Below are 21122 nucleotides of genomic sequence, written 5' to 3' on the forward strand. Positions count from 1 at the left end.
TTTAAAAAATAATTAAATATTTTAAGTTAAAAATTAAAAATTTAAAGAAAAACAAAAAACCCATCCATGTAGGACAGGTTTTTTAGGTTAGTTTCGCGGATCTATATAATCTGGATAATCAGTAATAATGCCATCTACCTTCATATCAATCAGGAACTGTGCCGCTTCAGGGCTTCGTACCGTCCAGGATTGAATTTCCATCCCGAGACTATGCACCTTTTCGACAAGCTCTTTAGAAACCAGGCCATAGCTTGGATTGAAGAAATCAGCGTAAGTTGCGAATTCCTCAAGGGCAGCGTCAGTTGCATGAAGTTTTGAAGAGGTTAAGACACCAATCGGAACTTTTGGAAGCAGTGCGTCCATCTTTTTCATTGATTCAAAGTTGAAGGATTGGACAATGATTTTGTCATTCTGCGGCTTGTCCAAATTTCTTTCCTTCAATTCCTGTGCTACAGCCTCTTCGATTTCCGGATATAGCTCAGGTGACTTCAACTCTATCAAAATACCGATTTTCCCATGATAGCGGTCAAGCACTTCTTCAAAGGTAGGGATTTTTTCACCGGCGAATTGCTCGCCTTTGAAGCTTCCTGCATCAAGGCTGCGCAGCTCTTCTAAAGTTAGTTGACCAACTTTCCCAGAACCATCTGTTGTCCGATCAACAGTGGTGTCGTGGATCACGACCAATTCCCCATCCTTACTGCGCTGGACATCAAGCTCGATGTAATCTGCTTTCATTTCAAGCCCTTTGTCAAATGCAGCGATTGTATTCTCGGGGGCATAACCTGCAGCCCCGCGGTGGGCGACAGTATCAAACTGTCTGAGCTCTCCTGTGGTAGGTTCCGCAGCAAAGGCCTGTTGAAAAGGACTCAGCATGAGGGTTAAGGCAAATCCGGTTCCGATTAATGTTTTCTTCATTTCTCCATCTCCTCAGCATGTTTTATGTAACAATGTCAGATTAACGGAGAAGTATTAAGACCCTATTTCAAGACTGTTTAAAGAGAGTAATGGAATTATGAAAATTTTTAGGAACATTTTCTCAGGTTTGTTTACAATCGTTATTTGCAGAAGGATTAAACATATCTTTTATAGGAATAGGAGATGTGCAACAGCCAATATTCACTTTAAATGTGAATATTGGCTGTTCGCTTTAATTATATTTGCTTGATATTTCTATAAGCTTATCCTTATATTTTGTGATGTCAGAAACTTTATCAATATTAACAGTAGTTCTTTCATCATCATTGAATTGAATATATTTGTTAGCAGAATTAAATCCCAGCCTACATACCCATTTTCTTATACTGTTATCCAGTAAAATATTAAAATAGCTCAGATTATCTCTATATGATATCCTTTCTTCAGCTATTGTATCTTTAATTAGTATCTTTACAATAGCAAAACCTTCAATTTCTTCTTCAGTAGTGGCTACTTGGGGCTCATCCTTAATTTTTATCGTTTCAGAGGTCGCTGATGCTTCCTTTTGAGCATCCACTTCTGAATTAGTCGTTTTTAATGCTGCATTCAGCTTGTCGTTAACAAGTTCATTTATAAATTGTTTAAATGCCTTTTTAATGATTGGTTCAAATTTCTCAAGAGTATTTTTGGTTTTAACCCCCTCATAAATTTGACTGATCATAAATTTAACAAATTCTTCAGTTGGAGTTTCTACTTGGTCGTTTAAGTAACCTTTAAGTTTATTGAGATATTTTAATTCAGAAGCTGTTGTAAAAATATTTTCTAGGTCAAAGCTGTTTTTCTTAAATTTAGCTAATTCTATAAGTGCACTATCTTTTAAATCCAAAATATTGAATTCGAAAAATGGGGAAGTGTCCATTTTATTCTGTTCTTCTAAATCTGTATAGAATCTATAAATAATTCCATTTGTTAAAATAGCAAATTTTGCAGAAGTAGTACCGAAATACCTAAATAATTGAGAATCGTGTTTTTGGAGTTTTTCATTTATCGACTTGGCTTCTATTAAAATTACAGGCTTGCCTTCATTCATGATGGCATAATCCACTTTTTCCCCTTTTTTTATTCCTACGTCCGCAACGAACTCAGGCGTAAATTCTTCTGGATTAAAGATATCGTACCCTAATATTTGAAAAAAGGGCATGATAATTGAAGTTTTAGTAGCTTCTTCAGTTACTACAGTGGTTTGTAATTTTGTTACCCGATTAGATAGAGTCTTAATTTGTTCAATGAAATTATCCATACATTATCCTCCTTAATATAATAAAGAAAGCGCTTACTTAATATTTTAATGTTATCATATATTTTTGTAAAATACTGTGAATTTATTGTAGCCTACACTTATATAAATATTTAAGATTCCGTTAAAGTCTTAATATTCTGGTAGAATAATATAAAAGTGTTTGTTAAAATCGAAAATTCCTAAAGAAGGTAGTGACCATTCATGAAAATTTTAATCTCGGGCTTTGAGCCTTTTGGAAAGATGAATATCAATCCTACTGAAAAATTACTTTCGGAAGCTGAGAAGTTTTCGATAGGGAATGTGGAAATCGAAACGATTTTGCTGCCGGTCAATTATGACGAGTGTGCGGAAGAACTGATCAATAAAATTGAAGAAATCCAGCCGGATGTAGTAATTTCCTGCGGACTGGCTGCAGGCAGGACGGCAATAACTCCTGAGCGGATTGGAATCAATATTAAGGATACCGGTTCAGGAGATCCTTATCCGGATAATAGAGGCAATATCCCAACGGACGAGGCGATTGATGAGCAAGGGCCGGATGGCTTATTCTCTACATTGCCTAACCGTTTAATCGAAAAGAACCTGAAGGAGCTGCATATCCCGGCGTCAATTTCAAACAGTGCGGGTACATTCATCTGCAATAACACATTGTATGCGGTTTTGAACCATATCCGTAAAAATAACCTGGCTATCAAGGCAGGTTTTATCCATTTTCCTGCATCGACAGAAATGTCTGCCCGCAATCCTTCTTTGCCCTCCTTGCCCCAGGAAGTGATGACTCAGGCATTGAAGGTGATTATCGATACATGTGCTTCATCATAACAAATCATGAATTTTAAGGAGGAAAAGATGCGTTTTGAGATCTCGCCGCTGGGTGACTCGGCGGTCCGTATTTCTTTTGGAGATACAATAGATGAAAAGATAAACAAAGAGATAACTGTTTTTTTAAACAAGCTGGAACAGGCGAGGGTCAAGGGCATTATTGAATGCGTTCCTGCCTACACGACATTAACGATTTATTATGAACCCGATGTCATTCCCTACGAGACTCTAATCAATCAACTTAAAACCCTCAATCATATTCCGGGAACATCCCGGCAAAACAAGCAGCTGGTCTATGAAATACCGGTCTTTTACGGGGGAGAATATGGTGAGGATTTAGGATATGTCGCAGAGTATCATGGTTTAGGGGAGCAGGAAGTCATCGATCTTCATGCTAATAGAGAATATCTCATCTATATGATGGGGTTCATGCCTGGGTTCCCTTATCTTGGAGGGCTTCCGGAAAACCTGGCTGTCCCGAGACTGGAAAAGCCGAGGCAAAGTGTGAAACCGGGAGCTGTCGGAATTGGCGGGAACCAGACGGGGATTTACCCTGCAAACGTTCCTTCCGGTTGGAGGATTATCGGCACAACACCTGTTAATTTATTTTCGCCGAAAAAGAAAGAGCCGTTCTTGTTGAGTTCAGGACATTACATAAAATTTGTGCCAATTAATGTGGAGCAATTTATAAGTATAAAAAGAATGGGTGACGGCTACCGGGTCAAGACGTATGAAAAGAGGTGAGGAAAGTGGTATCGGTTGACCTTAATTGTGACTTAGGGGAAAGCTACGGTGTATTTAAAATTGGCAATGACAGCGAAGTGCTGAAGCATATCACTTCGGCGAACATCGCCTGCGGCTACCATGCAGGAGACCATAATGTCATGATGGATACGGTAAAAATGGCAAAAGCACACGGAGTGAAAATCGGTGCCCATCCTGGCTTTCCGGACCTGCATGGGTTCGGCCGAAGAGAAATCAAGATGAGCGCCAGGGAAATATACAATCTGACCATCTATCAAATTGGCGCGCTCACAGCCGCTGCAAAGGCTTGCGATACAAGCATCGTCCATGTGAAACCGCATGGAGCCCTTTACAATCTGGCTGCAAAGGATCTTGCAGCTGCCGAAGCGATTGCCCGTGCTGTGGCAGATGTTGATTCCAATTTGGTATTATTCGGTCTTGCCGGGAGCTTCCTTGTTAAGGCGGGCAAGGAGACAGGACTGCAGGTGGCCCAAGAGGTGTTTGCGGACCGTACATATCAGCCTGATGGGAAGTTGACACCGCGTTCGCAGGCTAATGCCATGATTGATGACGCTAGGCTGGTGATGGAAAGGGTCATTCGAATGGTGAAGGAAGGTAAAGTCGCGGCAGTTGATGGTTCAGACATTGACATCCAGGCCGACACCATCTGCATCCATGGAGACGAGCCGCAGGCCCTTGACTTTGCAGTGAAATTGAGAGAAACATTGTTATCCGAAGGCATCGAAGTCGGCAGGAGCTGGGATGCAAAATGACAGTACCTCTTTTTAAAATAATCAAACCAGGTTTGCAGACAACAGTCCAGGACCTGGGAAGGACAGGTTATCAACAATATGGCATCAGTCCATCAGGAGCGATGGACACTTACTCTTTAAGAATGGCCAATTTGCTTGTCGGGAACCCGCCAGGTGAGGCAGGGCTGGAGGCAACGATGCTCGGTCCCGGTCTTGAAGCTCTGGGTGATGTGTCGATCGCCATTTGTGGCGGTGACTTGCAGCCTAAGGTGGAAAACAAAGAAGTACCGATGTGGAAAAATTTCGTTCTTAAAAAAGGAGAAACGTTGACATTTGGAAATGTGAAGAGCGGTGCGAGGGCATATATTGGTGTAGCTGGAGGAATAGATGTACCGCTCGTGCTGGGCAGCAAGTCAACTTTTATCAATGGCCGGCTCGGCGGATTTCAAGGCCGCGCCCTGGAAGCAGGAGATCTATTATATGGAACTCCATTTGTCAGGCGAAATCGGTTTTTACATAAAGATTTAATTCCTTCATATCGAAAACAACTGGAAATACGAGTGATTCTTGGGCCCCATCTTGATAAATTTCCTCAAAAAACCCTGAATCAATTTTTAGACAGCGAGTATACAATTTCAAGCCAATCCAATAGGATGGGATACCGGCTTGAGGGGGCGAGGCTGGAGACAATGGCCGGCTCCGATATTATTTCCGATGCCATCCCGCTCGGAGGCATACAGGTGCCGTCTAACGGACAGCCAATTATCCTTCTATCAGAACGGCAGACGACCGGGGGCTATGCCCGGATTGCCACTGTTATTTCTGTTGATATTCCGCTTCTCGCCCAGTCATTGCCGAGGACAAAAATCCGCTTCAAAGAAATCACGATTGAAGAAGCGCAAAAAGAATACCAGAAGCAGAAAAGACTGTTTAAGTTTTTATTTACTAATTGAATATCCAATCGCATGACCTTGCTCCTTTTGGACGCAGGTCTTTTTTAGTATAAAAAAATTCTCCACCGGAAATAACTGATAAAATCAGGATTCACGGGGAGAGAAGCAATATGTATCTATTATTGGTCATAGCAGTCTGGATTTTTTTCGCTTATAAATTTATTGATTGGTCCCAATGGAAGAAGCAGTATTCGACCATTCTTTTTTTCATGATGATCAATCTGCTCTACAATACACTTTATTATAATCACACTTTATGGGCTTTCCGCGGAATCACCGCTGAGTGGCTGAACCATTCGATTATCAATATGGCTTTCACGTTTTTCATCTGTCCGGTCGGATTGATGATCTATCTTCAGAGATTTCCGTCAACAAGAAGAAACCAGTTCATCTATTTGGGAACCTGGGTGGTCTTTTACTCCATTATAGAAGCATTATTCGCCCATAAAGGGATGTTCGTGTACGACAATGGCTGGAACAGCTGGCATAATATTTGGCTCAACCTGATTTTATTTGTTTTCATATGGGTTCATTACCGAAAACCAGTAATCGCATGGATTCTTTCCATACCAATTGCCGTGATCTTCTACTTATTATTTCCGTTCCCGCTGGACAGCCTAAAGTAAAAGAGGTGGATGAGTTTGTTGATCCAGAATGTATTGTCTGTACCGGTATTTCTCCTTTTACTCTTTTTGACCTATATCTCCATGTGGATTTATATCCGCAGGCATGAGGTCAGGAATGGGGATAGGGAATAAACAGCATGAATAAAGTGATTGCCCAAAGCCCGCAAAAAGGAAATCAGGTAGACAAAAACACGGTGGAAAGGATCCACCGTGTTTTTAGATTCCAATTTCTTCTGTCGTTTCAACAAATTGTTCCTTAGGTTTCTTTTTCTTAACGAAAATCAAGGTATAGGCAAGCATGAGCCCAACGAGAAAGATAACCGAGAATCCGTATATGAAGTGGTAGCTCGTGTAGGAAGCAAGCAGGCCAAGCCCGGCCGACCCGAGAGCCATTCCCAGATCCATCGAGGAAAAGTACATCGCATTTGCGGTGCCCTGTTTCTCCTTTGTTACTGCGCTTACCGCAATTGCCTGAAGTGTAGGTGCTACCGTCCCGTATGCAGTACCGTAAAAAACGGCCGCGACTAAAAAGGTAAAAGTATTTTGAGTGACCGCTAAAAGTGTCAATCCGATGATCCCTGAAGCGACTGCAGGGAAGATGATGAATTTATGCCCGTATTTATCGTACATTCTTCCTGATACCGGCCTGATGATAACCATCACAATCGTCAGGACAAGGAAGAACAGGGAGATGGTTGCCCCGAGGTTAGCCTCTTTTCCTAATTCCCGCAGGAAGCTTACGACTCCGCCAAGCGTAATCGAGAAGAAAGCTGTCAGGATCGCCGGCGTAAAGGCGTCTTTGTCAAAGGCATGCTCACGGAAATTGATTTTCTGTGGCTTAGCTGGTACAGGTTTTCGAGGGCTTTTTACAAAGATATTCAAGAACATGATCAGCAGTGTCAATCCGACTGAAATCGCAATCAGCATATTAAAAGAAAATACCTGGAGAAGGGCAAGTGCCAACATAGGCCCAAGGCTTGTCCCTACACTTGTTGCCATCCCGTAATAGCCGATTCCTTCACCGAGCCGGTGGGCAGGGATGATATTGGTTGCCATAGTCGAAAAGATCGTCGTAATGATCCCAAAACCAACTCCATGGAAAACTCTTAAAAGAAGCAATAATGCGACTGAATCCTGGCCGAAGCTCAGGGCAACAGTAACGGCTGTCAGCCCGAGAGAAATAAGGCTCAACTTCTTATAATCCATCTTCTGCATCAAGGAAGCGACAAAAAAACGGGTGACGATGGCGGCGACCATGAATACCGTTGTCATCAAACCACCCTGCGCCGGATTGTTTTTAATGTCGGTAATGAAAGCAGGGAAGCCCGCAGTCAAAAGCTGCAGGCATATAAAAAATAAAAAAGCCATCAAAAGAATGGCCATAAACTGTGCTGTCCACAACTTGGATGTAGTGTTCATCATATTCCTTCTTTCTGATTGTTTTCCTCCAGAAGTCCCGCAATATTGTCTTCCAGTTCGGATAAAACTTCCTTGAAAATATCAAGATTGGCTGCATCAATACCATGGGTGATTTTCACGTAGATTTCCTCAATATAAGGAGTCACTTCCTCCACAAGCTTTGTGCCCTTTGGAGTGATTTCCACCAGAAACGAACGCCGGTCCTGGGGATTAGGGACCCTTTCAACATTTTCCTGTTTTACAAGGAGATCAAGGATTTTCGTCAGGGTTGCCTGGTCCTTGTCTGACCTGATCGATAATTCTTTTTGTGAAATCTTATCAGACTCATTCAGTGTGCGCAGGACACTCCACTGTTCAGTCGTAATATGGTAAGCCTTCAGATGATGATTGATGATTCGTGTCAGCTTCTTGCTTAACCGAACCGAAGCTGAGCCGATTGCTTTATCCAAAGTCATGTTCATGAGCGTGACCTCCTCAATTACCTTATATCATTTTAGCACGATAAATATTTTGTGTAAATATAATTTGTATACAAACTATATTTGTGTAAAAAAAACCTGGCAATTAAGCCAGGTGCCTTGATTCAATCAATAACTCTTGCCACATCATTGCCGCAGTTTTTGCATTTTCCTTCGAGTATAACTGTATTGTTGAAATCCTTGATCACATATTTCTCGATTTGAACAGGACCCCGGCAATTTCCGCAAAAAACATTCCTGACAAGCATCTGCCGGCTTTCCTGAGGGATAGCCAGCCATTTTTTATTGGCTGAAAAAGAGAGTGTCCCGTTTGTTGGCTGTGGACTGCTGGCATCTCCTTTAACCAGTCCCTGGATCACCTCCTGGATTCTTTCAGGTACCGGTTTATAGGTCTCCAGCTCCAGCCATTCAATCAGAATTTCGATCAATTCCTTGTCCTTTCTCTCCAAAATGAGATCGAGTAGGTCCATCTTCAGTTCTGGATCCTGATTGAGGATGACCTGAACATACTCATATTTTCCGTACTCAGCAGCGAGGGCAAGATCCGTATAAAGAACTTCCGTAAGTTCATCCTTAATAAGGCCCCAGCCTTTGTCTGTGTAAATAAGAAGGGAGAGCTTTTCATCAGCTGAAAGGTAGCCGTTTGACATCACCCATTCTACCTTTTCCATGATCTGCTTTTGTTTTATGTCTGCAAAGGCTCCGTAAAAAGTCGAGAGATGGAGGTCTGCTGTATAGATCCTTCTATCTTTTGATCCTGCGAGGATCTTGCCCAGCAGGCCTTTCCCTCCGTACATAATAATTTCGTTTGCAGCGAGCAAAATAATCTTCAGTTCGTCCTGGCTTACCGGGTTTGTCGTATTCATGACTATAAATAGCTCCTAACTTATAAAACGTTGATATAAGTTATTACAACACACATAAGGAATCCACGCCAGTACGCATCATTCTAATTATTTATTGCATTCTAAAATTTTAGAACGTAAAATAAAGTTAGAACATATGAATATTATGGAAGGTGAATCGAATGGATTATATTAAGAAAACGATGGATGTGAATTTAGAACAGCAAAAATTAATCTCGAGTCCGTTACGAGTTAAAATCATTTATTTGCTTGCGACGAAGGCAATGACGGCAAAGCAGGTTGCCGATGAACTTGGTAAAACTGCAGGCAGTATACATTACCATATCCAGCAGCTATACAATGGCGGCATTTTAGAACTGGAAGAGACGAAAGAAAACAGAGGGATCATAGAGAAATACTACCGGTCAAAAGCAACCCATTTCAACCTGAACGACGATCAAGGCCAGCCGGAAACTGAAAAGGTTGTAAGACAAGGGACATATATCTCTTTAACGGAGGAAGACATGAAGGAGCTTCAGGCTGATATCGATCAATTATTTTTAAAATACGTGAAAAAATCAGCAAAGAAAAGTGAGCAGAATAAAATTTCGTATGAAATCAATATCTCTTTAAAAAGGACGCTTGAGGAGGAGAATTAATTGGAAGGTGCAATCAAGAAAAATCTTGTGCTATTTCTGATCGGGAAGGTGACCTCTGTGCTTGGATCATCAATCTATGCTTTTGCCATTGGATTGTATATCCTTGCTGAAACAGGTTCCAGCCTCAATTTTGCTGTCACGCTCGTGCTCAGCATGCTGCCGCGAATCCTGCTCGCCCCGGTTGCGGGTACATTAAGCGACCGCATGGACCGAAAGAAAATCATCATTTTCTCGAACTTTGCGAGTTCTTTCTGGCTTGCCATCATATTGATGTCCTTCCTGTTTTTCAGTCAGGAAATTTGGATTTTATATGTGGCAACCACTGGATTGAGCATCATCAGCACCTTTTATTCCATAGCCGTTACTTCTTCGATCTACAACATGGTGGGACCTGACCACCTGCAGAAAGCAATGTCTCTGAACCAGGCAGCCATTTCCCTTTCTGCTATTTTGGGACCGGTCCTTGGCGGAGTATTCTTTGGCATCATCCAAATTCACCTCTTCATGGCATTGAATATACTTACCTATCTCATCGCAGCTTTCGCTAGCATCCTCATAGAATACAATCTATTTTCAAAGAAAACACAGGATAAAAAAACAACCCGCATGGCAGAAGACCTGAAACAGGGGATTTCTTATATTAAAGCCCAGCCGTTTCTGCTCCACCTGGTGATCCTGAGTGTTTGGCTGAATTTTTGGTTCGCCATCTTTCCGGTGGCCATGCCGTATTTGGTTTTAACAGTCAGAGGAATGTCATCGGTCCAACTTGGCTTCATTGAAAGTGCATTTTCAGTCGGGATGATGATCATGGCGCTCATCCTGTCGGGACGAAAAGAAATCAGAAAAAAGGAATTCTCCATCATAGGAGGCATGCTTATTTTATCAGCTGTATTGATACTGATTGGTCTTCCGGCAGTTCCGGGCTTCGTGGGACTGTCAAATCCATTGATCTTCGGATATCTTGTAAGCATGGTCCTTGTCCTGTCCGCGTCGATTATGTTCATCAATACGCCAGTAAGCGTCCTTCTGCAAAAGAACACACCAGACGAGTACCGCGGGAGGGTCATGGCCCTTCTGGAAACTGGTTCAAGCGCGATGACTCCTGCAGGATTTATCCTGTTTGGGTTCCTGCTAGAAAAATTGCCCGTATGGCTGCTGCTGGCCGTGTGTGGATTCAGCCTGTTTGCAGTGGTCTTTTACCTTTACCGTGAAAAAATGTTCCTCAAGCTTCTGAGGGAAGAAGACAAGGCAGGTACAGCATCTATTTAATAACAGCCGATAAAAAATAGGATGAGCGATATGAGCTCATCCTTTTACCATTGCTTTGGTTCGTAATTCAAATCGCTGAAAAGCTGCTGTTTCTCCTTTTTGGTCAAGTCGCGCCATTGCCCGATCTGCAGGCTGCCGAGATGGATATTCATGATCCGGATGCGCTGGAGTCTGAGGACTTCGTAGCCAAGAGTTTCACACATGCGGCGAATCTGCCTGTTCAATCCTTGTGTAAGGATGATATTGAATTCGTATTTCGAAAGCTGGACGACCTTTGCAGGCAATGTTTTCGTCCCAAGAATCCTGACGCCTTCAGACATCGCCTTGATAAATTCGGGAGTGATTGGCTTGTCCACGGATACGATATACTCTTTCTCATGCTTGTTCTCAGCCCTGAGAATTTCATTGACGATATCTCCGTCGTTCGTGAGCAGGATCAGGCCTTCTGAATCCTTATCAAGCCGCCCGATGTTAAAAATCCTTAGCGGATGATTGACAAGATCGATGATATTCCCCTTTACTTGTTTTTCCGTCGTACTTGTGATGCCGACTGGTTTATTCAATGCAATATAAACATAGTTCTGCGACATCCTGATTTCTTCGCCATTGAGCTTGATGACATCGCCAGGCTCAACCTGGCTGCCGATTTTTGCAACCTTGCCGTTGATTGTCACGCGTCCTTCCTCAATGAGGCGGTCAGCGCCGCGTCTTGACGTTTTTCCTGATTCGCTGATGAATTTATTGATACGCAGGTTAATCCCACCCTTAAATATTTGAAGTATACAATTAAGAATATGCCACTGTGTGTTTAATTTCAAGCCTTGTCTAGCCCTGGCATTTTAAATATGTTACTACCTAACTGTAAAGGTAATTGATTAAACACGACTTAATTGGTCTAAATAAGTAAGGAAGAAGTCGGCAGCTAAGGAGTTGGAGAGTTTGTTGAGAAAAATGGCTTTAAGGATAAGGGAAAGTATGTGGCTGAGACCAGTCATTTATAGTGTGCTCGCATTTCTGCTCGCATTGATTGTGATCTATGTTGACCACAACGGACTGTCTCAGGAAGTTGTTCCATCATTCATGCTTACTAGTGTCGACCTTGCCCAAACGATTTTGGGTACGCTTTCCGGGGCACTTTTAACGATGACGACGATTACGTTTTCAACAATCATGGTTGTATTGACTACATACTCATCACAATTTTCTCCGCGAACGCTGAATAATTTCGTTGAGGATCCGTTGACAATGCGGGTACTTGGAATCTTCATGGGAGGATTTGTGTACTCGGTCCTATCTTTGCTCTTCATGAGTGAAAACTGGTATGAAAGTGAAGTAATTTCCGCATCGATTGGAGTGGTAATCGCATTTATCTGCCTTGGTGTTTTCGCCTATTTCATTCATAATGTGGCTACGTCCATCCAGGTAAGTACACTGATCCGTGAAATCACCGAGGGAAGTATGAAGGTCATCAAAAGGCAGGAAGAGATTTTAGAAAGCAAGTTTACGAACGTGATTGATGACAGGAAAGATGCGAATTTCACCTATGAATGCGTCAGGGATGTAAAGTGCAGGGGATATGGCTATGTACAGCTGACAGACTATAACGGGCTTTTGAAATATGCATCCCAGCATAAGATCGGGGTTGAGGCAAATTTTTTGAATGGGGATTTTCTTACCGATGACAGTATTGCGTTCCGGGTCCATCATAGTGGTGAACTGGATGAGGATATAAATGGAGTGCTGAATCAGTACTTGAAGCTTGGGAAGGAACGTTCATCGATTCAGGACCCGGAATTCGCCCTGCAGAAAATTGTCGAGGTGGCATTAAGGGCTATATCACCTGCGGTCAATGACCCTAATACAGCAAGAGTCTGTATCTCGTATCTGGGAATGGCGTTGTCCCATCTTTGCCGGATTCGTTCGAATGGCCGTTATATCGCCTATTATGACGAAGAGATGCAGCCAAGAATCATTGGCAAACAAAAAAGGACGATGGACATCTTATATTTATCCTTTTATCAAATCATCCATTATGGCAGCGAGGATTTTTCAATTCTAATAGCTCTGATCGAAGCTTATCTGTTAATCGGAAGATCAGCTGATGATTCATTGAAGAAAAGCATCTGGGAGCTTTATATTTACAATATGGAAAAATTCAATAAAGACGAACTCAAGGGATTGGACCAACTTTATTTAAATGAGAAGAAACAAGAACTTTCAACTGTATTGGGTATAGCGCTTTAGGATGGAAGCAGGCTTTTTCAAATGGAACAGCAAGAATTTCTGTTGCGGCAGTGTGTCTTTTTATAAAAGGCCAGGAATAACGAAGCTTTAAACAGGGATGCTAATGAAAAAAGGAGTGCCTGAAGTGAATAGAATGACGATGGCAGCCGTGTTGGTTTTTTCATTATTTTTACCCGCTGCAGCACAAGCCCAGGGAAGTGCAGATTGTGAAAAGCTGAAAAAAGTTTTCAATACAGACGTTGAAACAGTAGATGGCGTTTGCAAGGTGGAAATCATCCGTAAAAATATTAAAAAAGCGACGTTTATGGATAAAAAATTGTCTATGGAAATGATGGAACTTGCCTTCCATTTCAGTTTTGAAAATGTTGATGGGCAAACAGCCGTGATGGGAGAACTTGCTTTGCTCCAGGATGAAGTAAACCCGGTTCTCGATGAATTGACAAATGGCAAGCTTGAAATCTCAGCTTTGCACAACCATATGCTCTTTGAGAAACCGAGAATCATGTATCTTCATTTTCAGGGAATGGGCGATATGGACCAGCAGGCGGCGGCCATCAAGGCAGCAATCGAAAAAACAAGCAGGTAATAGATGACAGCGGAAAAGTAATTTTCCGCTGTTTTTTTTCGGGAAGATACAAATAATAACTAGGATGTTTAGCAATTAGCATATTAGGTAAAATCTTTCGTATATCGAAAAAGGAGGTACATAATACATGGATGAAAATTATAAACCGTTATTCGATTCGTTTTCATTTCCAAATGGAGTCAGCTTGAAGAATAGACTTGTCATGGCGCCGATGACAAATTTCTCATCCAATGAGGATGGAACCGTGACAGACGCAGAGGTAAAGTATTATGCCCGACGCTCAAAAGGAGTCAGCATGGTCGTGACGGCATGTACATACGTGACCAGGGATGGGAAAGGCTTCAAAGGTGAGTTTGGCGCAGATACAGATGAGATGATTCCAAGTCTGCGCAAGCTGGCTTCAGCCATAAAGGCGGAAGGCGCAAAAGCGGTTCTGCAAATTTTCCATGGTGGCCGCGAATGTCCGCCAGAACTGGTGCCGGATGGAGATATCGTCAGCGCAAGTGCCGTTCAGTCAGAGCGGAACAGCGCGAAAGCACCGCGTGAGTTGACAGGAGAAGAAGTTGAGAAGATCATTTCTGCCTTCGGAGAGACCACCCGCCGGGCAATCGAGGCAGGCTTTGATGGAGTCGAAATCCATGGAGCCAATGGGTATTTGATCCAGCAATTCTTCTCTCCCCATTCGAACAGGCGTGAAGATCAATGGGGTGGCTCACTGGAAAAAAGGATGGCCTTTCCGCTGGCGGTTATTGATGAGGTGAAAAAAGTAACAGCTGAGCATGCCAGGGAACCGTTCATCGTCGGATACAGATTCTCGCCGGAAGAGCCGGAGGAGCCTGGTATCACAATGGCAGACACCCTTGAGTTGATCGATGCACTCGCAGCAAAAAATCTCGATTACCTGCACGTATCATTGAATGATTTCTGGTCCAAACCGAGGAGAGGTGTGGATGATGACCGTTCACGGATGGAAATCATTCACGAACGAGTCGGTAATAAAGTACCTGTCATTGGTGTGGGATCACTATACAGTGCTGAGGATGTGATTAAGGCATTCGAAACAGGAGTACCGCTGCTCGCGCTTGGCCGTGAACTGATCATTGATCCGGATTGGGTAGAGAAGGTCGAAACCGGCCGTGAAAATGAAATTGAAACGAAGCTTGATACAGGTGCGCAGTCACGCCTCGTCGTACCGGATCCATTATGGCAGGCAATCGTCAATACACCAGGCTGGTTTCCAGGTGTACAATAATAAATTGCTCTTAAAAGAACCAAAGCTGCTGTGCTTTGGTTCTTTTTTTGAGTGAATTTTGTTTTATTGGCGGAGTTCACAATTTTATTGGCGAAAATTTAGGTTTATTGGCGATTTCAACAAGTATTTTGGCGAAAAAAACATTTTATTGGCGATGTTCACAACTTTATTGGCGAACTGGAAATTTCCAATGATTTTTTTCAGTTGCTTTGCCATAAAAGTGTAAGATATATCACCGTTGGCGGCAGCGAAACTCTTTATAATGTATCAGTGTAAGGGCTTACATTTTAATGATCTGGATACATCCAGCAGATAGGCAGAGCTTTGCCAGGTCCGATTACGGGAGGGGATGTTTGTGTTGCTAACGGAAGAACAGAAAATGATGCTCGATCTTTTTGAAGAAATGAAGGAACACGGCCATGAACAGGTGATTTTCAATTATGACAAAGCCACCGGTCTGAAATCGATTGTTGCGATCCACGATACAACTCTTGGTCCTGCACTGGGCGGCTGCCGGATGTGGGATTATGAGTCGACCGGTGAAGCACTGCGGGATGTATTGCGCCTTTCCAAAGGGATGACCTATAAATGCGGAGTTTCAGGAGTGACATACGGGGGCGGTAAGGCTGTCATCATCGGCGATCCCAAGTCTGAAAAATCGGATGAACTTTTCCAGGCTTTTGGCTCTTTTATCGAAACATTGAAAGGGCGCTTTTACACAGGGACAGATGTAGGAACTGTCGGCATGGATTTCGTGTCCGCAGCAAAGCAAACCTCCTATCTGGTCGGGCTGCCGGAAGAATATGGAGGCAGCGGCAACTCTGCAATCATCACGGCCTATGGCGTGTGGAAAGCGATTAAAGCGACAGCAAAAGAGATATTCGGTACGGATTCACTGGCGGGGCGCAAAATTGCTGTGCAGGGGCTTGGCAAAGTTGGTCGCTTCCTGGTGGGACATCTTCATGATGAAGGAGCAAACCTGGTCGTCACAGATATTTTTGAGGAAAATGTTAAAGAAGTTCTAGAACAATATCCGGATATTGAGACAGTTGAACCTTTGGACATATACACCTTAGAATGCGATATTTTTTCACCGAATGCTCTTGGCGCTGTAATCAATGACATCACGGTTCCAAAACTGAAATGCCTGGCGGTGGCCGGTGCTGCCAACAATGTTCTGGCAGAAGAACGCCACGGCGACATGCTGCATCAGAAAGGAATCCTTTACGCACCTGACTATGTCGCCAATGCAGGCGGGCTGATCCAGGTAGCGGATGAATTGCATGAGTACAGCAAGGAACGGGCATTCAAGAATGCAAACATGATCTATGACATCCTCGGAAAAATCTACAAAATCGCCAAAAATCACGATATACCAACGTATAAAGCTGCAAATATATTAGTAGAAGAGAAGATTGAAAAAATCAGCAGGATCCAGAGCAAGTACAGATGATAAAGCAACAGGGGGTGAGAAGATGCGCTATCGAAACTTTAGGGAGGTCATTGCAGAAGCACAGACAAGGCCGCCGGTAAAAATGAGCATCGCGGCTGCCCATGACCTCGATGTGCTCGTCGCTGTAAAGGCGGCTTTCGAGCTGGGAATCATTGAACCATGCCTCGTCGGGGATCTGCAAAGAATCTTTGAGCTGGCAAATGAACTGGGTTTTTCAATAGAGGGATTTCCTGTCTATCCTGCCTATACAGAGAAGGAGAATGCCCACATCGCTGCCAAGCTGGCAAGTGATGGACATGTTCAGGCAATCATGAAAGGATTTGTGAACAGCACGCCATTTTTAAAAGGGGTGCTGGATAAGGACCTTTATTTAAAAACAGGCCGCGTGATCAGCCACCTTTCCGTATTCGATATACCAGGAAGTGAGCAGCTTATTTGCATGACAGATGGTGGCCTCAATATAGCACCGGATTTTCAGGGGAAAAAGCAGATCATTCTGAATGCAGTCGAGTTTCTCATTGGGATTGGAGTGGACCAGCCGCGGGTTGCGATTCTGGCAGCAAATGAACGTGTCAGCGAGAAAATGCCTGTAACTGTCGAAGCAGACGAACTGGCTATCCAGGTAAAAAAGGAATCCAGCCAGCCGTTGTTGATCGAAGGTCCGCTTCCATTAGACCTGGCGATCAGCAGGGAATCGCTTTTACACAAAGGGCTTGACAGCGAACTTGGCGGGATGGCAGACTTGCTGATTGTCCCAACCATTGAGGCAGGCAATTTCCTTGGCAAAGCTATAACATATTTCGCCAGAGGAACGATGGCGGGAATCGTACTTGGAGCCAGGGTGCCATTGATTTTGAACTCACGGTCAGATTCAGCTGAGGCAAAATTAGCCTCCATTGCCCTTGCTGTCGTTTCTGCTTCAAACTCAACGGTCAGCGTATGAAGGATAGGTGAAGATCAATGAATATTTTAGCGATTAACCCCGGATCAACCTCTACGAAGCTGGCTGTTTACGAAAATGAAAAATTGCTGTTTGAAGAGACAATCCGGCATGATGATGATGAACTCATGAAGCTGGGGGATTTGACAGCCCAGCTTCCATATCGGCTTGATGCCATAATGGGGGTCATGAGGATACGGGATTTCAAGCTTTCTTCACTGGACGCTATTGTTGGCCGGGGAGGAATGCTAAAGCCGATGACCAGCGGGACCTATACTGTTGATGATTACCTGCTGGAAGACGCCCGTTCAGGCAAATATGGCAATCATGCATCCAATCTCGGTTCCATCATCGCTGTGGAAATAGCCGAAGAATATCAGCTGCCTGCCTTTATCGTCGATCCTGTCGGTATCGATGAATTGATTGATGAAGCGAGGATTTCCGGTTTAGCGGATATTGAGAGGAAGAGCCATGCCCATGCGCTCAACATCAAGGCGGTATCCCGTAAGATTGCAGCTGAGACTGGGAAGAAATTAGCTGAAACAAGTTTTGTTGTCGCGCATCTCGGCGGAGGCATTTCGGTTGCGGCGTTAAAGGGCGGCAGGATGATCGATGTGAACAATGCCGATAACGAGGGTCCATTCTCTCCAGAGAGGGCAGGCGGACTGCCGGCAAAGCAGCTTGTCCAGCTTTGTTTTTCAGGGAAATACAGTGAAAAGGAATTGCTCCAGAGGATGACAAAGAAGGGCGGGATTTATTCCTATCTGGGTACAAAAAGTGTCATTGAAGTTGAGCAACGTGTTCAGACTGGGGACCCTGAAGCATCTCTTATATTGAAGGCAATGGTTCATCAGATAGGAAAAGAAATCGGGGCAATGGCAACCGTTCTGGATGGAAAGGCAGACGGCATCATTCTTACGGGGGGCATCTCTCAATCAGAAATGATCACAGATTGGATCCGCGAGAAAGTGAGTTTCATAGGAGAAGTATTTGTCATCCCTGGTGAAGCAGAAATGGAAGCTCTGGCATTGGGTGCCTTGAGAGTGCTGACAGGGCACGAAAAAGCAAAAATATATTAGCAAAAAAGCCTGAGTCTATGAAGTTAACCTCATAGACTCAGGCTTTTTTTCAAGAGGAGAGCAAACTATCGTAAATATCAACATTCGCATAAACAGCAGACAGAGTAGGTGCGTCTATCCTAAGCTCGGCTGCCTTCTTCAGCAAATAGCCAAATAGGTGGTCTCCTTCTGTCGGGAGTGATTTTTCCATATCACGCTGGAGGGAGGACTTCATGCCGTGGCCAATTTCGTTCAGCCTGTTCCATGTCGCATCCTTAGCCCCCTCGGAAAGCGGGGCACCAATCGCCGTCATGATCTCGACCGTCTCATACAGCAGGCGTTTAATCGTTTCCGCTCCCTGCGTTTGATCCCGAATGGGACCGATAGGGGATCTGAAAAGTGAGGTGATGCCGCTTAATGATGTGATGAATAAGTATTTTTGCCACATTTCCTGTTCAATTTTCTCTGAAAGACGGAAGTTAGCCTTCGTATCGTCAAAAGCAGCTTGCAGTTTTAGGATTCTTTCTGAACGTTTATCGTTCAGTTCTCCAAATACCAAATCCTGAATCGGACTGGTTTGGATCACCTTTCCGCTTTCATCAAGGGTCGTTTCGATAAAACATAGCCCGCCAATCACCTTTTCCGCCCCGAAAGCTTCGGTTAAAGCATCAAGATGAGCAATTCCGTTCAGCAAAGGGAGAATCATCGTACTGTCGCCAACGAATGGACGAATGCTTTCAATCGCGCCATCCAAATGATAGGATTTGGTGGAAACGAGAATGACATCAAACAGCTCAGCTTGCGACTCCGCTCCAATTGTCTGCGGGTCAGGAAAATGCAGATCGCCGTGAATGCTGGAAACAGCCAGTCCGTTTTCCTTGAGCTGCTTATGCCGTTTCTCACGCACAAGAAATGTTACATCCGCTCCTTTTTCCAAAAGCCTTCCGCCGAAATAACCGCCAATCGCACCGGCACCAACGATTAATATTTTCATATTTTTAACCTCCTAAATATGTAAAAGTGCACGCTTGAATTAAGCGTGCACTTTTCTTACTTAATTTGCAAGAATGGCTGCCAGCAGACCTCCTGCAGTAATAAGGACAATAATGATTTTGGCAATAAAGGGAAGCTGCTCTTTCCCTTTTTTGTTGACTTGTTCTTCCTTCTCATTGACTGTCTTGCGGTATCCAGGACTGCAGCATCCGCTCATCGTTACGCCACCTTGTTGTAGTTGGAGATGTCTTCATCAAGCGGGATGTTTTTAGCACGTGCTTTTTTAGCAGCGTTGAAGAACATGACCGTGATGACAGCTGTGACGATTAGCGCTCCAATATTGGAAACTGTCAGAGACATACCGAAACCGATTTGTGCATTAAGGATATAAGATGTGACGGCAGCTGTCATGAACATGCCAGGAATCATTGCGATCCAGTAGTTCTTCTTGGCGATGAACAGGTACATGGCACCAACCCACAGCGCGATGACCGCAGTTGACTGGTTTGCCCAGGAGAAGTATCTCCATAAAATTGTGAAATCTACTTTTGTCAGTGCGAAAGAGATAACGAATAACGGAACAGCGATCCAAAGACGGCTAGTGAATTTCTTTTGAGAAAAGTTAAAGTAGTCAGCAATGATCATACGTGCGCTTCGGAATGCAGTATCACCAGAAGTGATTGGCAGTACAATTACACCTAGTACAGCAAGTGTTCCGCCGATTGCGCCAAGCATCAATGTGGAAGCTTCGCTTACGATTGCAGCTGGTCCGCCGTTTGCCAACATATCGTTCAGGCCATTGTAGCCATCGAACAAGCTCATTGCAGCAGCAGCCCAGATCATCGCAATCACACCTTCAGCGATCATCATGCCGTAGAAAATCTTGCGTCCTTGTTTTTCATTTTGTGTAGTACGTGAAATGATTGGTGTTTGTGTTGCATGGAAACCTGACAGCGCTCCGCAAGAGATTGTTAAGAACAACAGCGGGAAAATCGCTGCATTATCAGGATGGAAATTCGTTAATGATAATTCAGGAATCGGTGCACCTGTAATCACCAGCATTGCGCCTACTCCAACCGCACTGATCAAAAGCAATGCACCGAAGATTGGATACAAGCGGCCAATGATTTTATCTACAGGAAGCAAAGTCGCTAAAATATAGTAAACAAAAATTGCGGCAACGATGATACCCATTGTTACCTTTCCGTCCATCAAAGTATGAAGCAAACCAGCCGGAGCAGTGACGAACACGGTACCAACCAAAAGCAAAAGAAGGACCGCGAAAGCATTGACAACGTGTTTCATGACCTTACCAAGGAATTTTCCTGCAAGTTCAGGAAGGTGGGCACCTCGGTTGCGGATGGAAATCATCCCTGTGAGGTAGTCATGGACAGCACCGGCGAAAATAGCGCCAAGAACGATCCATAGGAAAGCGACCGGTCCATATAAAGCACCCATGATCGGTCCGAAAATCGGGCCGACACCAGCGATGTTAAGCAGCTGGATCAGTGAGTTCTTGCTTGTCGACATTGGCACATAGTCAACGTCATCCTTATGTGTATAAGCCGGAGTGGAACGACCCTCGTTCACGCCGAAAACCTTTTCTACAAACTTTCCATAAGTAAAATAACCAACGATTAAAAGTGCAATACCAGCTAGAAAGGTATACATAGGAAACCTCCTTGAGTTTTAATGTATGCGTTTGCAATTATTATAAAAGAAAACGATTACATGTGGCGGTTTTGTGAACAAGATGCACGAATGTGGGCTTGAAGTGCAGAATTTGTCGATTTAGATGCATTATGATTCTATT

22 protein-coding genes are annotated in these 21122 nt (G+C 43.7%); 13 read left to right on the forward strand and 9 right to left on the reverse strand.

Annotated features, from left to right (window positions below; translation table 11 throughout):
- Positions 1–87: 87 nt before the first annotated feature.
- Positions 88–915: a glycerophosphodiester phosphodiesterase gene (locus tag QNH36_RS05280; protein ID WP_144475136.1), complete on the reverse strand. Its 828-nt coding sequence runs from the start codon at positions 913–915 to the stop codon at positions 88–90.
- A gap of 232 nt (positions 916–1147) precedes the next feature.
- Positions 1148–2215: a type I restriction endonuclease gene (locus QNH36_RS05285; RefSeq protein ID WP_144475135.1), complete on the reverse strand. Its 1068-nt coding sequence runs from the start codon at positions 2213–2215 to the stop codon at positions 1148–1150.
- A 201-nt stretch (positions 2216–2416) separates the two neighbouring features.
- On the opposite strand from QNH36_RS05285, the gene QNH36_RS05290 reads away from it, so the two are divergent.
- From QNH36_RS05290 to QNH36_RS05310, 5 genes are all read left to right on the forward strand, one after another.
- A complete protein-coding gene (locus tag QNH36_RS05290) occupies positions 2417–3037 on the forward strand; it encodes a pyroglutamyl-peptidase I (RefSeq protein WP_144475134.1) in 621 nt (206 codons plus the stop codon).
- Between the two features lie 27 nt (positions 3038–3064).
- Positions 3065–3781 carry a 5-oxoprolinase subunit PxpB gene (gene pxpB / locus QNH36_RS05295; protein WP_144475133.1) on the forward strand — a complete coding sequence of 239 codons (717 nt, stop codon included), beginning with the start codon at positions 3065–3067 and terminating at the stop codon, positions 3779–3781.
- Between the two features lie 5 nt (positions 3782–3786).
- Positions 3787–4554, forward strand: coding sequence for a LamB/YcsF family protein (locus tag QNH36_RS05300; protein WP_144475132.1), 768 nt, complete (start codon positions 3787–3789; stop codon positions 4552–4554).
- On the forward strand, positions 4551–5486 hold the full coding sequence (locus QNH36_RS05305; protein WP_144475131.1) for a 5-oxoprolinase subunit C family protein: 936 nt from the start codon (positions 4551–4553) through the stop codon (positions 5484–5486). Before QNH36_RS05300 ends, QNH36_RS05305 begins: the two co-directional genes overlap by 4 nt.
- A 110-nt stretch (positions 5487–5596) precedes the next feature.
- Positions 5597–6112, forward strand: a complete 516-nt coding sequence (locus QNH36_RS05310) for a CBO0543 family protein (RefSeq protein ID WP_144475130.1) — start codon at positions 5597–5599, stop codon at positions 6110–6112.
- A gap of 216 nt (positions 6113–6328) precedes the next feature.
- Here QNH36_RS05310 and QNH36_RS05315 read toward each other — a convergent pair whose 3' ends face one another.
- The 3 genes from QNH36_RS05315 to QNH36_RS05325 form a co-directional block, all read right to left on the reverse strand.
- Positions 6329–7534 (reverse strand): MFS transporter, encoded by a 1206-nt coding sequence (locus tag QNH36_RS05315; RefSeq protein ID WP_260983517.1) that lies wholly within the window; start codon positions 7532–7534, stop codon positions 6329–6331.
- Positions 7531–7992, reverse strand: coding sequence for a MarR family winged helix-turn-helix transcriptional regulator (locus tag QNH36_RS05320; protein WP_251543916.1), 462 nt, complete (start codon positions 7990–7992; stop codon positions 7531–7533). The genes QNH36_RS05315 and QNH36_RS05320 overlap by 4 nt, the downstream gene beginning before the upstream one ends.
- 122 nt (positions 7993–8114) lie before the next feature.
- On the reverse strand, positions 8115–8876 hold the full coding sequence (locus tag QNH36_RS05325) for an RQC-minor-1 family DNA-binding protein (protein ID WP_144475129.1): 762 nt from the start codon (positions 8874–8876) through the stop codon (positions 8115–8117).
- 161 nt (positions 8877–9037) lie between these two features.
- Here QNH36_RS05325 and QNH36_RS05330 point away from each other — a divergent pair, with 161 nt between their 5' ends.
- Both QNH36_RS05330 and QNH36_RS05335 read left to right on the forward strand, forming a co-directional pair.
- Positions 9038–9514 (forward strand): ArsR/SmtB family transcription factor, encoded by a 477-nt coding sequence (locus QNH36_RS05330; RefSeq protein ID WP_251543914.1) that lies wholly within the window; start codon positions 9038–9040, stop codon positions 9512–9514.
- Positions 9515–10783, forward strand: coding sequence for an MFS transporter (locus QNH36_RS05335; protein WP_283904894.1), 1269 nt, complete (start codon positions 9515–9517; stop codon positions 10781–10783).
- Positions 10784–10827: 44 nt separating this feature from the next.
- Here QNH36_RS05335 and rluF read toward each other — a convergent pair whose 3' ends face one another.
- Positions 10828–11541 (reverse strand): 23S rRNA pseudouridine(2604) synthase RluF, encoded by a 714-nt coding sequence (gene rluF, locus QNH36_RS05340; protein ID WP_251544012.1) that lies wholly within the window; start codon positions 11539–11541, stop codon positions 10828–10830.
- A gap of 181 nt (positions 11542–11722) precedes the next feature.
- On the opposite strand from rluF, the gene QNH36_RS05345 reads away from it, so the two are divergent.
- From QNH36_RS05345 to buk, 6 genes are all read left to right on the forward strand, one after another.
- Complete coding sequence (locus QNH36_RS05345; protein WP_144475127.1) at positions 11723–13027, forward strand: DUF2254 domain-containing protein; 1305 nt, start codon at positions 11723–11725, stop codon at positions 13025–13027.
- A gap of 133 nt (positions 13028–13160) precedes the next feature.
- The gene (locus tag QNH36_RS05350; protein WP_260983540.1) at positions 13161–13613 is read left to right on the forward strand and encodes a DUF1259 domain-containing protein; all 453 of its coding nucleotides are present in this window, start codon (positions 13161–13163) and stop codon (positions 13611–13613) included.
- 127 nt (positions 13614–13740) lie between these two features.
- Positions 13741–14865, forward strand: a complete 1125-nt coding sequence (locus tag QNH36_RS05355) for an NADH-dependent flavin oxidoreductase (RefSeq protein ID WP_144475125.1) — start codon at positions 13741–13743, stop codon at positions 14863–14865.
- 382 nt (positions 14866–15247) lie between these two features.
- Entirely contained in the window at positions 15248–16318 is a 1071-nt protein-coding gene (locus QNH36_RS05360) for a Glu/Leu/Phe/Val family dehydrogenase (RefSeq protein ID WP_222125057.1), read from the forward strand.
- 22 nt (positions 16319–16340) lie between these two features.
- Entirely contained in the window at positions 16341–17261 is a 921-nt protein-coding gene (locus tag QNH36_RS05365) for a phosphate acyltransferase (protein ID WP_144475124.1), read from the forward strand.
- 17 nt (positions 17262–17278) lie between these two features.
- The gene (gene buk / locus QNH36_RS05370) at positions 17279–18337 is read left to right on the forward strand and encodes a butyrate kinase (RefSeq protein ID WP_144475123.1); all 1059 of its coding nucleotides are present in this window, start codon (positions 17279–17281) and stop codon (positions 18335–18337) included.
- Positions 18338–18386: 49 nt separating this feature from the next.
- Here the strand turns inward: buk and QNH36_RS05375 are convergent, their stop codons facing one another.
- From QNH36_RS05375 to QNH36_RS05385, 3 genes are read right to left on the reverse strand one after another with little or no spacing between them, the layout of a single operon-like run.
- Positions 18387–19310, reverse strand: coding sequence for a ketopantoate reductase family protein (locus tag QNH36_RS05375; RefSeq protein ID WP_144475122.1), 924 nt, complete (start codon positions 19308–19310; stop codon positions 18387–18389).
- 60 nt (positions 19311–19370) lie between these two features.
- The gene (locus QNH36_RS05380) at positions 19371–19526 is read right to left on the reverse strand and encodes a hypothetical protein (protein WP_186326652.1); all 156 of its coding nucleotides are present in this window, start codon (positions 19524–19526) and stop codon (positions 19371–19373) included.
- A 2-nt stretch (positions 19527–19528) separates the two neighbouring features.
- Positions 19529–20980, reverse strand: coding sequence for a carbon starvation CstA family protein (locus QNH36_RS05385; protein ID WP_144475121.1), 1452 nt, complete (start codon positions 20978–20980; stop codon positions 19529–19531).
- Positions 20981–21122: the final 142 nt, after the last annotated feature.

The sequence above is a fragment of the Mesobacillus sp. AQ2 genome (assembly GCF_030122805.1).
Taxonomy (GTDB): Bacteria; Bacillota; Bacilli; order Bacillales; family Cytobacillaceae; genus Mesobacillus; species Mesobacillus oceanisediminis_A.

Bases quoted from the DNA above. Each gene is read 5' to 3' on its own strand.
- QNH36_RS05355 (WP_144475125.1), top strand. From the start codon at position 13,741: ATGGATGAAAATTATAAACCGTTATTCGATTCGTTTTCATTTCCAAAT.
- pxpB (WP_144475133.1), top strand. From the start codon at position 3,065: ATGCGTTTTGAGATCTCGCCGCTGGGTGACTCGGCGGTCCGTATTTCT.
- QNH36_RS05325 (WP_144475129.1), bottom strand. From the start codon at position 8,876: ATGAATACGACAAACCCGGTAAGCCAGGACGAACTGAAGATTATTTTG.
- QNH36_RS05310 (WP_144475130.1), top strand. From the start codon at position 5,597: ATGTATCTATTATTGGTCATAGCAGTCTGGATTTTTTTCGCTTATAAA.
- QNH36_RS05330 (WP_251543914.1), top strand. From the start codon at position 9,038: ATGGATTATATTAAGAAAACGATGGATGTGAATTTAGAACAGCAAAAA.
- QNH36_RS05290 (WP_144475134.1), top strand. From the start codon at position 2,417: ATGAAAATTTTAATCTCGGGCTTTGAGCCTTTTGGAAAGATGAATATC.
- QNH36_RS05350 (WP_260983540.1), top strand. From the start codon at position 13,161: ATGACGATGGCAGCCGTGTTGGTTTTTTCATTATTTTTACCCGCTGCA.
- QNH36_RS05385 (WP_144475121.1), bottom strand. From the start codon at position 20,980: ATGTATACCTTTCTAGCTGGTATTGCACTTTTAATCGTTGGTTATTTT.
- QNH36_RS05360 (WP_222125057.1), top strand. From the start codon at position 15,248: ATGCTCGATCTTTTTGAAGAAATGAAGGAACACGGCCATGAACAGGTG.
- QNH36_RS05305 (WP_144475131.1), top strand. From the start codon at position 4,551: ATGACAGTACCTCTTTTTAAAATAATCAAACCAGGTTTGCAGACAACA.
- QNH36_RS05375 (WP_144475122.1), bottom strand. From the start codon at position 19,310: ATGAAAATATTAATCGTTGGTGCCGGTGCGATTGGCGGTTATTTCGGC.
- QNH36_RS05380 (WP_186326652.1), bottom strand. From the start codon at position 19,526: ATGAGCGGATGCTGCAGTCCTGGATACCGCAAGACAGTCAATGAGAAG.
- QNH36_RS05285 (WP_144475135.1), bottom strand. From the start codon at position 2,215: ATGGATAATTTCATTGAACAAATTAAGACTCTATCTAATCGGGTAACA.
- QNH36_RS05315 (WP_260983517.1), bottom strand. From the start codon at position 7,534: ATGATGAACACTACATCCAAGTTGTGGACAGCACAGTTTATGGCCATT.
- QNH36_RS05280 (WP_144475136.1), bottom strand. From the start codon at position 915: ATGAAGAAAACATTAATCGGAACCGGATTTGCCTTAACCCTCATGCTG.
- QNH36_RS05365 (WP_144475124.1), top strand. From the start codon at position 16,341: ATGCGCTATCGAAACTTTAGGGAGGTCATTGCAGAAGCACAGACAAGG.
- QNH36_RS05320 (WP_251543916.1), bottom strand. From the start codon at position 7,992: ATGAACATGACTTTGGATAAAGCAATCGGCTCAGCTTCGGTTCGGTTA.
- buk (WP_144475123.1), top strand. From the start codon at position 17,279: ATGAATATTTTAGCGATTAACCCCGGATCAACCTCTACGAAGCTGGCT.